Origin of the sequence: Bradyrhizobium sp. HKCCYLRH2047, assembly GCF_051168175.1 — a bacterium.
Classification (GTDB): Bacteria; Pseudomonadota; Alphaproteobacteria; order Rhizobiales; family Xanthobacteraceae; genus Bradyrhizobium.
This window is the reverse complement of the sequence record NZ_JBNPUM010000010.1, coordinates 74879-87959: the sequence shown is the minus strand read 5'-3', so window position 1 is coordinate 87959 and position 13081 is coordinate 74879. Positions and strand designations below refer to the sequence as shown.

At 67.0% G+C, this 13081-nt stretch carries 10 protein-coding genes; 9 read left to right on the top strand and 1 reads right to left on the bottom strand.

Going from position 1 to position 13081, the window contains the following annotated elements:
• Positions 1–20: 20 nt before the first annotated feature.
• From hydA to ACQR1D_RS23570, 3 genes are all read left to right on the top strand, one after another.
• Positions 21–1490: a dihydropyrimidinase gene (gene hydA, locus ACQR1D_RS23580; protein ID WP_434839156.1), complete on the top strand. Its 1470-nt coding sequence runs from the start codon at positions 21–23 to the stop codon at positions 1488–1490.
• A gap of 175 nt (positions 1491–1665) precedes the next feature.
• Positions 1666–2637 carry an NAD-dependent epimerase/dehydratase family protein gene (locus tag ACQR1D_RS23575; protein WP_434839155.1) on the top strand — a complete coding sequence of 324 codons (972 nt, stop codon included), beginning with the start codon at positions 1666–1668 and terminating at the stop codon, positions 2635–2637.
• Position 2638: 1 nt separating this feature from the next.
• Positions 2639–3400: an SDR family oxidoreductase gene (locus ACQR1D_RS23570; RefSeq protein ID WP_434839154.1), complete on the top strand. Its 762-nt coding sequence runs from the start codon at positions 2639–2641 to the stop codon at positions 3398–3400.
• A 207-nt stretch (positions 3401–3607) separates the two neighbouring features.
• Here ACQR1D_RS23570 and ACQR1D_RS23565 read toward each other — a convergent pair whose 3' ends face one another.
• Entirely contained in the window at positions 3608–4504 is an 897-nt protein-coding gene (locus ACQR1D_RS23565) for a LysR family transcriptional regulator (protein WP_315804450.1), read from the bottom strand.
• A 210-nt stretch (positions 4505–4714) separates the two neighbouring features.
• On the opposite strand from ACQR1D_RS23565, the gene ACQR1D_RS23560 reads away from it, so the two are divergent.
• From ACQR1D_RS23560 to ACQR1D_RS23535, 6 genes are all read left to right on the top strand, one after another.
• Positions 4715–6130 carry an NAD(P)/FAD-dependent oxidoreductase gene (locus ACQR1D_RS23560; protein ID WP_315804451.1) on the top strand — a complete coding sequence of 472 codons (1416 nt, stop codon included), beginning with the start codon at positions 4715–4717 and terminating at the stop codon, positions 6128–6130.
• 124 nt (positions 6131–6254) lie between these two features.
• A complete protein-coding gene (locus tag ACQR1D_RS23555) occupies positions 6255–7874 on the top strand; it encodes an ABC transporter substrate-binding protein (protein ID WP_434839153.1) in 1620 nt (539 codons plus the stop codon).
• A gap of 18 nt (positions 7875–7892) precedes the next feature.
• Positions 7893–8924, top strand: coding sequence for an ABC transporter permease (locus ACQR1D_RS23550; protein WP_316177948.1), 1032 nt, complete (start codon positions 7893–7895; stop codon positions 8922–8924).
• Between the two features lie 2 nt (positions 8925–8926).
• The gene (locus ACQR1D_RS23545; RefSeq protein WP_434839152.1) at positions 8927–9787 is read left to right on the top strand and encodes an ABC transporter permease; all 861 of its coding nucleotides are present in this window, start codon (positions 8927–8929) and stop codon (positions 9785–9787) included.
• 62 nt (positions 9788–9849) lie between these two features.
• Positions 9850–11511 (top strand): nickel ABC transporter ATP-binding protein NikE, encoded by a 1662-nt coding sequence (nikE, locus tag ACQR1D_RS23540; RefSeq protein WP_434839263.1) that lies wholly within the window; start codon positions 9850–9852, stop codon positions 11509–11511.
• 118 nt (positions 11512–11629) lie between these two features.
• Positions 11630–13045 (top strand): FAD-binding oxidoreductase, encoded by a 1416-nt coding sequence (locus tag ACQR1D_RS23535; protein ID WP_434839151.1) that lies wholly within the window; start codon positions 11630–11632, stop codon positions 13043–13045.
• The last annotated feature ends 36 nt before the right edge of the window (positions 13046–13081 follow it).

Genomic DNA, 13081 nt, shown 5'->3' with positions numbered 1-13081 from the left:
GACAGAACTAGGAGATCGCGATGACCGAGCCGGCCTACGACCTGATCATCCGGGGCGGGCGCGTCGCCACCACCACCGATACGTTCGAGGCCGACGTCGCTATTTCAGGCGAGACCATCGCGGCGATCGGCCGCGCGCTCGGGCCCGCCAGGCGCGAGATCGACGCGCGCGGCAAATACGTTCTTCCCGGCGGCGTCGATAGCCATTGCCACATCGAGCAGCTCTCGGCTGCCGGCATCGTCAATGCCGACACGTTCGAGAGCGCGACGACCTCCGCCGCGTTCGGCGGCACCACCAGCGTGATCTCGTTCGCCGCGCAGCATGTCGGTATGCAGCTGCCGCAGGTGCTCGAGGACTACCACGCGCTGGCGCGCAAGGGTGCGGTGATCGACTACGCGTTCCACATGATCATTGCCGATCCGACCAAGGAGACCTTGGAGCGCGACCTGCCGGCGCTGATCCGGCAGGGGCACGGTTCGATCAAGATCTTCATGACCTATGACCGGCTCAAGATCGACGACGAGCCGCTGCTCGACATTCTCGTCGCCGCGCGCGAGGGCGGCGCGATGCTGTGCGCGCACGCCGAGAATCACGGCATCATTTCGTGGATGGTGAAGCGGCTGCTGGCACGCGGCTACACCGCGCCGAAATATCACGCCATCAGCCATGCGCGCTTTTCCGAGGCCGAGGCGTTCAACCGCCTGATCGGCATGGCGGCGCTGGTCGATCAGCCGATCATGATCTTCCACGTCTCGACCGCGGAAGGCGCCAAGGTGATCCGCGACGCGCGCGGGCAGGGGCTGAAGGTGTTCGCGGAAACCTGTCCGCAATATCTGTTCATGACGGCTGATGATCTCGACAAGCCCGGCATCGATGGCGCCAAGTGGATGTGCAGCCCGCCGCCGCGCCGTGCGCCCGACCATGAGGCGCTGTGGCAGGCGCTGGCGCTCGGAGATTTGCAGACGATCTCGTCGGACCACGCGCCGTATCGCTTCGACGAAACCGGCAAGCTGCGCGCCGGTCCGAGCCCGAACTTCAAGCAGATCGCCAACGGGCTGCCGGGCCTCGAGCTGCGGCTGCCGCTGCTGTTCGACGCGATGGTGTCGAAGGGCCGGCTCGGCCTCAACAAGTTCGTCGAGCTGACGGCGACGGCGCCGGCGAAGATCTACAATCTGCATCCGCGGAAGGGCGCGATCGCGATCGGCGCCGATGCCGACATCGCGCTGTGGGATCCCGACAAGCGCGTCACGATCACCGATGCCGCGATGCACGACCTTGCCGGCTACACGCCGTTCGCCGGCCGCAGCGTGCAGGGCTGGCCGGTGACCGTGCTGTCGCGCGGCCGCGTCATCGTCGATGACGGCAAGCTGTCGGTGCAGCCGGGCTCGGGCCAGTTCCTCGCCCGCAGCGGCGGCGAGGCGGCGAAGCCGACGGGGCGGCTGGTAGCGGACATGGACCCCGAGCAGAATTTCGGGGCGACGCTGTTGTGAGGGCGCGAGCACACGTCGGCCGGTGGCCTCGTGCTTCGAGACGGGCGCTACGCGCCCTCCTCAGCATGAGGAGCGAGGGCGAGGTTCGCGGCGCGCGAGCCGTGTCCCCTCATGGTGAGGAGGCTGCGTCAGCAGCCGTCTCGAACCATGAGGCCCTCGGGGAGGCGTCTTTCGCATGCATGTCCTGATCTTCGGCGGGGCCGGCTTCGTCGGCCTCAACATCGCGCAAGGCCTGCTGGAGCGCGGCCATGCCGTGACGATCTTCGACGCAACAGGTCTGCCCGCGGCGGCGCAGCGTGCGTTTGAACCCTATCGCGAGCGTCTGCACCAGGTGCAGGGCGACGTCACCGATGCGAGCGCTGTGGCGGCCGCGATCGGCAAAGGCTGCGATGCCGTCGTGATGGGCGCCGCGATCACCGCGGGCGCCGAGCGCGATGCAGCCGACCCCGAGCGCATCCTCGCGGTCAATCTGCTGGCGCAGGTGCCGATCCTGCGGGCGGCGCGCGGCAGCGGCATCCGCCGGGTCATCAACCTGTCCTCGGCGGCGTCCTATGGCGCGAGCGGTCAGCGCTTTGCCGTGCTGGAGGAGACGACGCCGTGCGAGCCGGTGTCGCTCTATGCGATCAGCAAGTTCGCCTCCGAGCGCGTCGCCGCGCGGCTGAGCGATCTGTGGAAGACGGATGTCATCAGCGTGCGCCTGTCCGCCGTGTTCGGCCCGTTCGAGCGCGGCGGCGGCGTGCGCGACACGCCCTCGCCGCAGGCGCTCATCGCCGCCTGCTGCGCGCGCAACGAGCCTGCGCTGCTGAGCGAGCCGGGCGACAAGGACTGGGTTTACGCGGTCGACGTCGCGGATGCTGTCTGTCTGCTGTTGGAGGCTGAGAAGCCGCAGCACGCGCTCTACAACATCTCCAACGCGGCGACGTTCACAGCCGAAACCTGGGGCCGCGCCTTCGCGACCGGTCGAGCTGGATTCACCTGCCGGCTCAAGGAGCAGGGGGAAACGCCGACGGTGCCGGTGTTCGCGCCCAATCGCGGCCGGCTGTCGACGACGCGGCTGGCCGAGGAGTTCGGCTGGCGCGCGCGCTTCGACTGCGCGGCTTCCGCCGAGCATTTCGGCCGCTGGTTCGATCAGTACGGGAGAGACTGAGATGAGGCTCAAAGCCAAGGTCGCCGTCATCACCGGCGGCGGCTCCGGCATCGGACGCGCCAGTGCTGTGATGTTCGCGCGCGAAGGTGCGTTCCTCGCGTTGGTCGATCGCGATGCTGCAGGCGCCGAGGAGACACTGGCGCTGGTGCGCAATGCGGGCGGCGACGGCAGCGTCCATGTCGGCGATGTCGGCGACGCCGACTTTGCCAAGGCAACCATCGAGAGCGTGGCCGCCGCGCGCCGCCGGCTGGACGTGCTGATGACCGCGGCCGGTTTCTCCTGTGGCGGCACCGTCGTCACGACCGATCCGGCGGATTGGGATGCGGTGTTCCGCGCCAATGTCGGCGGCACCTGGCTGTGGGCGAAAGTCGCCGTGCCGATCATGCAGAAGCAGAAGGCCGGCTCGATCATCACCGTCGCGTCGCAGCTTGCGGTCGCCGGCGGCAAGGGCAACAGCGCCTATATCGCCGCGAAGGGCGCGATCATCAGCCTGACCCGCACCATGGCGGTGGACTTCGCCACCGATGGCATCCGCGTCAACGCACTGGTCCCCGGCGCGATCGACACGCCGCTGCTGCGTCGGAGCTTCGCGCGCCACGCCGATCCCGAGCCGGTGCGCGAGGCCTCGCGCCAGCGCCATGCCATGAAGCGGTTCGGCGCGGCCGACGAGGTCGCGGCGGCCGCGCTGTTCCTGGCCAGCGACGAGGCGTCGTTCACGACCGGCATCGTGCTGCCGGTCGATGGCGGGTGGTTAGCGGCGTAGAAATAGAGCCAACTTGTCTCTCATCGTTTGAGCGGAACCATCGCCGCAAGAACCGGTATGCTCCCTCTCCCCGTAAGGACGTAAGGACGGGAAGAGGGAGCGCACTGCTGTCGGCGCCATAGCTCGGCTCTCACCATCTGCGACGCAGCGGCTCGTGACAAAAATGACGGAATCCGGTTGTCATCTCTGTCACGCCGTTTCCGTAACTCACCGCTTCGTCGCCGCTCCCTTCCGATCACGCCCCCGCAAGATATCCGCGAGTGCCGCCGCATTCCGTGACAGCGGCTCGAAGCGCGGCGTCAGCAGATAAGCGCGCATCGGCGTCTTCGGCGCCAGGGGACGTGCCGCGAGGTCGGGCCAGGCGTGGCCGCGCAGCACGAACTCGTCGACGACGGCGAGGCCGGCGCCGGCGCGCACCATGGCGCAGGCGTCGGGCGTGTAGCGCACGATCGTGGCTGGCTCCGGGCCGCCGGCCAGGGCCGACGTGACGATGTGACCATAAGGCGTCTGTGGGCCGAAGCCGACCAGCGGATAGGGCAGCATGTCCTTCGGCCTGATGCTGCGCAGCCTCGTCAGGGCATGGTCGGCCGGCATGATCACGTGTAGCGCGCCCTCCGCGATCGTCTCTACCGCGACTGTCGGCTCGTCGACCGGCAGCACAGTGATGCCGAGATCGGCGCGGGCTGTGCCGACGCGGCCGACGATCTCCAGCAGGGTCAACGATTCGAACTCGACGCGCAGATCTGGAAAGCGGCCGCGCAGCCGCGACAGTGCCTCCGGCACCATGCCGTGGCCCGCGCTCGGGCTCGCCACCACGCGGATGGTGCCGGTGCCGCCGGCGCGCAGTTCGTCGGCGAGGTCGTTGATGCGCGCGACGCCGCGATGGACGTGCTCGACCTCGGCGAACAACCGTTTGGCCTCCGGCGTCGGCTGCACCCGGCCGCTGATGCGCTCGAACAGCTTGAGCTTGAGGCCATCCTCGGTATAGGCCAGCAGCCGGCTGATCGCGGGCTGCGATACCGAGAGCAGGCGCGCGGCGCCGCTGATCGAGCCTGTCATCATGATCGCGCGGAACACCTCGATCTGGCGCAGATTGAGCGGCATGCGACCTCTTGTCTCGCTGTGGATGGCTGTCGACTCTAGCCGCGGCTGCCGCCCCATAACAAGCTGTTATGGGCGGCGGACAAATCGGTATGGTCGGTGCCAGACCTGCTTTGCTAAGCTTCGCGTGCCGGGTGACATGACTGATGGAGAGAGCGTGAGCGACAGCGAGCGTTCCGATCGCGATTGCGCGTGTTTCATCCGGTGGCCGGCATGAGCGACGGTCTTGCCGCGCTGACGGCCCAGGTTCGCAGCGATCTTGCCAGGATCGCGCATCCCAGCATGCCATGGCTGACGCCTGTCACCGGTCCCGATGGCGGACCTGCGTTCGATGTGCTGATCGTCGGGGGCGGGCAATCGGGTCTCGCGACCGCCTTCGCGCTGCTGCGCTCCCGCGTCGGCAACATTCTCGTGCTCGACAAGGCTGAGGCAGGCCGCGAAGGACCGTGGCTCAGCTATGCGCGCATGCCGACCCTGCGCAGCCCGAAAGACTTCACCGGACCCGATCTCGACATACCTTGTCTGACCTATCAGGCGTGGCACGAGGCGAAGTTCGGCGGCGAGAGCTGGCGCAATCTTGATCTGATTCCGCGCGAATATTGGGCAGACTATCTCGCCTGGTATCGCGAGGTGCTCGACCTTCCCGTGCGCAACGGCTGCGACGTCGTCGATATCGCACCCGCCGCTGACGGACTGCTGCAGGCGACCGTGCGCAGCAAGGATGGTGAGACGACGATCCATGCCCGCAAGATCGTGCTGGCGACCGGGCAGGAGGGGATGGGCGACTGGAGCATTCCGGAGCCGCTGCGCCATCTGCCCGCCACGCGCGGCGCCCATTCCGGCGCCGAGATCGATTTCGACAGCCTGCGCGGCCGCCGCGTCGCCGTGATCGGCGCCGGTGCCTCGGCGTTCGACAATGCGGCGGCTGCACTCGAAGCCGGTGCGGCGCGCGTCGATCTGCTATGCCGCCGCGCGGAAATCCAGCTGATCCAGCCCTATCGCTGGCTGACGTTCCGCGGCTTTCTCAGGCACTTCTCCGAGCTCGACGATGCCTGGCGCTGGCGCTTCATGCGCGCAGTCCTGGAACTGCGCGAAGGTTTTCCGCAGCACACTTATGATCGCTGCGCCCGCCACGCAGCGTTCCGCCTGCAAGAAGGCGCGCCGGTCACGGGCGCGCGCGAGACGGCCGACGGCGTCGTGCTGCAGACAGCGAAGGGCGAGATCACGGCGGACTTCGTGATCAGCGCAACCGGCATCTCGATGGACTTCGCAAAGCGGCCGGAGCTGCGGCGCTTCGCGGCCAACATCGCGCGCTGGTCTGACCGCTACACGCCCGATGCGAGCGAACGCAACGATCGGCTCGGCGCCTTCCCTTATCTTGCAGACGACTATGCGCTGTGCGAGCGCAACGCGGGAGAGACGCCGTGGATCGGCAACATTCACGTGTTCGCCATCGCCTCGACGATGAGCTTCGGCGCGTCGGGATCGTCGATCAACGCAATGACGACCGCAGTGCCGAAGCTCGTGCATGGTTTGACGCGTGGGCTGTTCACGGCTGATATCGACAAGCATTGGGCGAACTTCCGGGCCTATGATGTGAAGCAGGCGACGGTGCGCCGTGGCACGTGATTTGCTGTTGAGCGTCGATGCTGAGCGTCGATCTTGTGCGTCGATCTCATGGTAGCGCGTCGCGGATCTCCGCCGACGCGCGATTTCAGTGCCGGATTTTGAGACCAATGAGGGAACAGGGGCGATGAGTTTCGAGATGTCCAAACGTTCGTTGTTCGCGGCGACCGCGTTGCTCGCGGTGATGCTGGCTGCGCCGTCGGTGCATGCGCAGAGCCGCGCCGAGACTCTGCGCTACGTCACCGGCGCCACCGTCAACACGCTCGATCCGAACATTCCGGGCTCGACGCGCGAGGCCTTCGCGCTGTCGATGTCGAGCTACGACCGGCTGGTGTCGTTCGGCCGCAAGCAGCTCAATGGTAAGTGGGTGTTCGATCTCGACACGATCACCGGCGAGCTCGCCGAATCCTATTCTGTCAGCGCTGACGGTCTGAAGATCACCTTCAAGCTGCGCCCTGATGCGAAGTTCCAGGACGGCTCGCCGGTCACCGCCGAGGACGTCAAATGGTCGCTCGACCGCTGCGTCACCGCGCCGATCCTCGGCAAGGCGCAATTGCTGACGGGGTCGCTGACGTCGGCCGATCAGTTCAAGGTCATCGATCCCCTGACGTTCGAAGTGACCTTGCCGAAGCCGGACAAGCTGGCGCTGCCGAACCTCGCCACCGTCTATCCGATCATCATCAACTCCAAGCTCGCCAAGGCGCATGCGACGGCCGAAGATCCGTGGGCGCTGAACTGGACCAAGGAGAATGCGGCCGGCAGCGGCGCCTACATCGTCGAGACCTTCAAGCCCGGCGAGCAGGTGATCGCCAAGCGCAACGAGGCCTGGAACCGCGGAACCCCGGACAAGCCGGCGGCGTTCAAGCGGCTGATCATCCAGTCGGTGCCGGAGCCGGCGACGCGCGCCAACCTCGTCGAGCGCGGAGACGCCGATCTCGTGATCGACCTGCAGGCCAGCGACGTGCAGTCGTTGGAGGGCAAGGGCAAGCTGAAGGTGATCTCGACGCCGCAGTATAATGCGGTGACCTTCATCTCGATGAACAACACCATTCCGCCGTTCGACAACGTCAATGTGCGCCGCGCGATCGCCTATGCGCTGCCTTATGACGACATGTTCAAGGCCGCGCTGTTCGGCCGCGGCGCGCCGCTCTATGGCGCGACCTGGGCCGACGGCAAGCCGCCGAGCGGCGGCTATCCGATCCCGCAGCCGATCAAGCTCGACCTGGAGAAGGCCAAGGCCTATCTGAAGGACGCCGGCATGCCCGACGGCTTCTCGACCACCTTCAGCTTCAATGTCGGCCAGGCCGCGACCGCCGAGCCGATGGCGGCGCTGGTGAAGGAGCAGCTCGCCAAGATCGGCATCAAGGTCGACATCCAGAAGCTGCCGGACGCGCAGATGTCGACCGCGATCAACGAGAAGAAGCTGCCGTTCTTCACCGAGGGCATCGTCGCCTGGCTGCCCTCGACGGACTATTTCTACCGCAACTTCTACACCGGCAAGCAGCGCTGGAACTATTCCTCGACCGACAATGCCGAATTGGAGAAGATCGCGCAGGAGGCGCGCTTCGAGGCCGACAAGGCGAAATACGAGGAGCAGGGCAAGGCGCTCAACGCGATCCATTTCGACCAGATGTTCCAGATCCCGATCTGGCAGGCGGCGCAGGATGCGGTGATGCAGCCGACGGTGGACGGCTACGTCTACCAGTTCACGCGACAGGTCGATTATCGTAACCTGAGCCGCAAGTAACCGGGACGGCTGAGGACCATGGGCACGATCGGCGCAACATTGCTGCGGGCGGGACGGCGTTTCGTCTCGTCGCTGCCGGCACTGTTCGGTGTCCTGGTCTTCACTTTCCTCTTGATGCGCGTGCTGCCGGGGGATCCGGCCGTGTTCTTTGCCTCCGGCCCCAATGCCGGCCAGGAGGAGATCGAGGTCATCCGCCGGCAGCTCGGGCTCGACAAGCCGCTGCCGAATCAGCTCGCGATCTACCTCTATGATGTCGGTCGCGGCAATCTCGGCCGCTCGATGATGACCGGGCAGCCGGTCGCGAAGGATCTCAAGGAGCGACTGCCGGCCTCGCTGGAGCTGACCTTGACGGCGCTGCTGATCGCGCTGGTCTCGGCGGTGCCGCTCGGCGTGCTGGCCGCGCTGCGGCCGGGCTCACTGGTCGATCACGGCGTCCGGCTATTTTGTTCGTTCGGCGTCTGCGTGCCGACCTTCGTCTCCGGGCTCCTGCTGATCTACGTGTTCTATTATCTGCTCGGTTTCGCGCCGGATCCGACAGGGCGGATCGATATCTTCACCACGATGCCGCCATCGCGCACCGGCTTCCTGATCATCGACTTCCTGCTCGCAGGCGATGTCGAGGGCTGGTGGGCGGCGGCGCGGCAGCTGATGCTGCCGGCGCTGACCATGGCGTTGTTCGTGATCGCGCCGCTGGCGCGCATCACGCGGGCCTCGATGCTGGTCTCGCTCGGCAGCGATTTCGTCCGCACCGCGCGCTCGGTCGGGCTGTCGTGGTGGCGCATCGTCGTCACCTATGCCTTGAGGAACGCGATCCTTCCCGTCATCACCATCGCCGGCATCGTGTTCTCGACCATGCTGGGCGCGAACGTGCTGGTGGAGAAGGTGTTCTCCTGGCCCGGCGTCGCTTCCTACGCGCTCGATGCGCTGCTGGTCTCCGACTACGCGCCGGTACAGGGCTTCGTGCTGCTGATGGCGACGATCTTCGTGATCGTCAATCTCCTGGTCGATGTGCTCTATGGCATCGCCGATCCCAGGGCGACGGTGGCGTGAGCATGAGCACGATAGAGACCTCCTCGACCCTGCGCCACACGGCCTTCGTGCTGCGCGGCAATCCGGTCACCGCCGTCGCGGCTGGCGGCGCGCTGCTGCTGGCGCTGATCGCGGTCTTTGCGCCGTGGCTGGCGCCTTACGATCCCGTTGCGTCCGAGGTCTCTGCCGCGTTACAGCCGCCGAGCTCCGCGCACTGGTTCGGCACCGACCAGCTCGGCCGCGACGTGCTCAGCCGCCTGATCGTCGCGAGCCGGCTCGACCTCACGATCGCTGTGACGGCGGTCGCGGTGTCCTTTGCGCTCGGCTCCGTCATCGGTGCGCTGTGCGGCTATGCCGGCGGCCGGCTCGACAAGGCGGTCGGCCGCTTCGTCGACGTGCTGATGGCGTTTCCGCTGTTCGTGCTGGCGATGGCGATGGTCGCGGCGCTCGGCAACCGCGTCGAGAACATCGTGATCGCGACCGCGATCATCAACCTGCCGTTCTACATCCGCTTCGCCCGCGCCGAGGTGAACATCCGCCGCAATCTCGGCTGGGTCGAGGCCGCGCGTGCCTGTGGCGAGAGCCATGTTGCTGTCGTGCTGCGCTTCCTGTTGCCGAACGTGCTGCCGGCGATGGCGGTGCAGATGTCGCTCAATCTCGGCTGGGCGATCCTCAATGCCGCGGGCCTCTCCTTCATCGGCCTCGGCGTCAAGCCGCCGACGCCGGAATGGGGCATCATGGTCGCCGAGGGCGCGCGCTTCATCTCCACCGGGCGCTGGTGGCTGGTGGCGTTTCCCGGCTTCGCGCTGATGACAGCGGTGCTGTGCTTCAATCTGCTCGGCGACGGCCTGCGCGACATCCTGGATCCCCGGATGCGCACATGATGTCTCGTCAGAACACAAATAGCTGGGGCGCATCCGAGGATGCGGACGTGACAGCGCCTGATATTTCCAAGCCGCTGCTCGAGGTCGAGAATCTCAAAGTGACCTTCTCGACCCGTCGTGGGCTCGTCGAGGCGGTGCGCGGCGTGTCGCTGTCGCTCCAGCCGGGCGAGATGCTGGGTCTCGTCGGCGAGAGCGGCTCCGGCAAATCGGTGACCGGCTTTGCCATCACCCATCTGCTCGACAAGGCCGGCCGCATCACCGATGGCTGCATCCGCTTCAAGGGCCAGGACGTCACCCGCGCCGGCGGTGCCGATCTGCGCAGCCTGCACGGCGCGGCCATGGCGATGATCTTCCAGAATCCGCGTGCCGCGCTCAACCCGATCCGCACCGTCGGCCAGCAGATCGCGGATGCGATCCTCGCCCATCGCCGGCTGTCGCGGCAGGAGGCGCATGCGGAGGCCTTGTCGCTGCTGAAGGCCGTGCAGATCCGCGATCCCGGGCGCCGCATGGGCGCCTATCCGCACGAACTCTCCGGCGGCATGTGCCAGCGGGTGATGATCGCAATCGCGATCTCCTGCAGCCCGCAGCTGCTGATCGCGGACGAGCCGACCACCGGCCTCGACGTCACCACGCAGAAGGTGGTCATGGATCTTCTTGCGAAGATCGCTGGCGATCGCGGCATGGCGACGATCCTGATCACGCATGATCTCGGGCTTGCCGCGCGCTATTGCGCGCGCGTGGTCGTGATGGAGCAGGGCAGGCTGGTCGAGGAGGCCGCGCCGCTGACACTGTTCCGCCGGCCGCAGCATCCCTACACCAAGCGCCTCGTTGCGGCCTCGCCGACGGCAACCTCGCGTGTCGAGGATCTGGTGCCGGACGGCGAAAAAATTCCCCTGGTCGCTGTGACGGAGCTGCCGCCGCTGCCGCACGGCACGCCGCTCCTGCTCGACGTCAAGGGCGTCAGCAAGCGCTTCGACGACGGTACGGTCGGCGTGGCCGACTTCTCGATGACCATGCGCGGCGGCGAGAGCGTCGGCCTGGTCGGCGAGAGCGGTTCCGGCAAGAGCACGACCTCGCGCATGATCTGCCGCCTGATCGACCCCAGCGCCGGCGAGATCCTGTTCGACGGCCAGTCGATCGGCCAGATCCCGGCGCGGGACTTCCACCGTTCCGAGCTGCGCAAGGACATCCAGATCGTCTTCCAGGATCCGAACGACAGCCTCAATCCGCGCTACACGGCGTTCGACTGCATCGCCCATCCGCTGCTGCGGCTGATGAACATGCGCTCGGGCGACAGACTGCGCCAGCGCGTCGAGGAATGCGCCGATCGCGTCGGCCTGCCGCGCGAGCTGTTGTCGCGCTTTCCGCATCAGCTCTCCGGCGGGCAGAAGGCGCGCGTCGGCATTGCTCGCGCGATTGCCTGCAAGCCGCGGCTGCTGGTGCTGGACGAGCCGACCGCGGCGCTCGACGTCTCCGTGCAGGCTGTGGTGCTGCAGCTCCTGAACCGGCTTCGGTGCGAGGACAACCTCGCCTTCCTGTTCGTGAGCCACGATCTCAACGTCGTGCGCATGATGTGCGACCGCACCATCGTGCTGCGCACAGGTCTCATCATCGAGCAGGGCGAGAGCCGGGCGCTGTTCGCCAATCCGCAGACCGACTACACGCGCGAGCTGGTCGACGCCGTCCCGCATATCGCCCCGCCGGCGGCTTTCGCGTCCGCCTGAGCCGCCCATAACATTCGATTATGGGTGGCGGACAACTCGGTATTGGGGACGAGAGGCACTGTCCTGTTAGTTTGTGCGCATCGCAAGTGCAGCCTCCGGAGTCATCGAAGCGCGCGTCATGACCGAACTGATCGAACGCCTGCAACGCCTCGTCGGTGTCGCGCATGTTCTCGTCGCAGCCGAGGATCAGGCGCCTTATCTGCACGACTGGCTCGGCAAGTATCACGGGGCCACGCTGGCGGTGGTTCGGCCGGGATCGACGGACGAGGTCGCGGCGGTGATGGAGGCCTGCGCCGCCGCCCGCGTGGCCGTCGTGCCGCAGGGCGGACACACCAGCCTGTCGGGCGGCGCGACTCCGGATGCGAGCGGCCGGGCGATCGTGCTGTCCCTGTCGCGGATGAACCGCATCCGAGCGGTGGATCCCGTCGGCCAGACCATCGTCGTCGACGCCGGCATCGTGCTGGCGAGGGTGCAGGACGCGGCGCGCGAGGCCGGCCTGTTCTTTCCGCTCAGCCTCGGCTCGGAGGGCAGTTGCACCGTCGGCGGCAATCTCGCCGCGAATGCCGGCGGCGTCGCCGTGCTGCGCTATGGCGTGATGCGCGAGCTGACGCTGGGGCTCGAAGTGGTGCTGCCGGATGGCCGCATCTGGGACGGCCTGCGCGCCTTGCGCAAGGACAACACCGGTTATGCGCTGCGCGATCTCTTCATCGGCTCTGAAGGCACGCTGGGGGTCATCACCGGCGCCGTGTTGAAGCTGTTTCCGCAGCCGACCGCACGGGCCACCGCGTTCGTCGCGGTCGCCGATGCGGCCGCCGCGCTGAACCTGCTGCGGCTATCGCGCGCGCGTTGTGGCGATCGCCTCACCGCATTCGAGTTCCTGACCTCGGCAACGCTCGAGATGATCCTGCGCCAGATGCCGGATATACGGCTGCCGTTCGCTGCACTTCCTGAGGCTGCTGTCCTGATCGAGCTGAGCGATATCGGCGAGGAAGCCGCGCTGACCGCACGGCTCGAAACCACGCTGGCCGCCGCGATGACGGAAGGGCTCGCCTCCGACGCCGTCGTCGCCCAGGACTGCACCCAGGCCAAGGCGTTCTGGCGGGTGCGCGAGAGCGTCTCCGAGGCTCTGGTCCGGGAGGGCAGGGCGCTCAAGCACGACATCTCGGTGCCCGTCGCCGAGATCGCCGATTTCGTCACGGTCATGGACGCTGCGGTCGGCGCGGCGCTGACCGGCATCCGTCCGATGGTGTTCGGCCATCTCGGCGACGGCAACCTGCACTACAATCTGATGCGCCCGCTCGACATGAGCGAAGACGAGTTCTATCGGTACGGTCCGCGCATCACCCGCCTGGTCCATGACGAAATCACCCGCCGCCGCGGCTCGATCAGCGCCGAGCACGGCATCGGCCAGCTCCGCACGGCAGAGATGCCGCTGTGCAAGCCGCCGCTCGAGCTGGAGCTGATGCGGCAACTGAAGCGCACGCTCGATCCGCACGGCCTGATGAATCCCGGCAAGCTGCTGCCAGGCGGCTGATGTCGGCGGTCGCCGGAGCCGGAGCTGCGTCCAAGC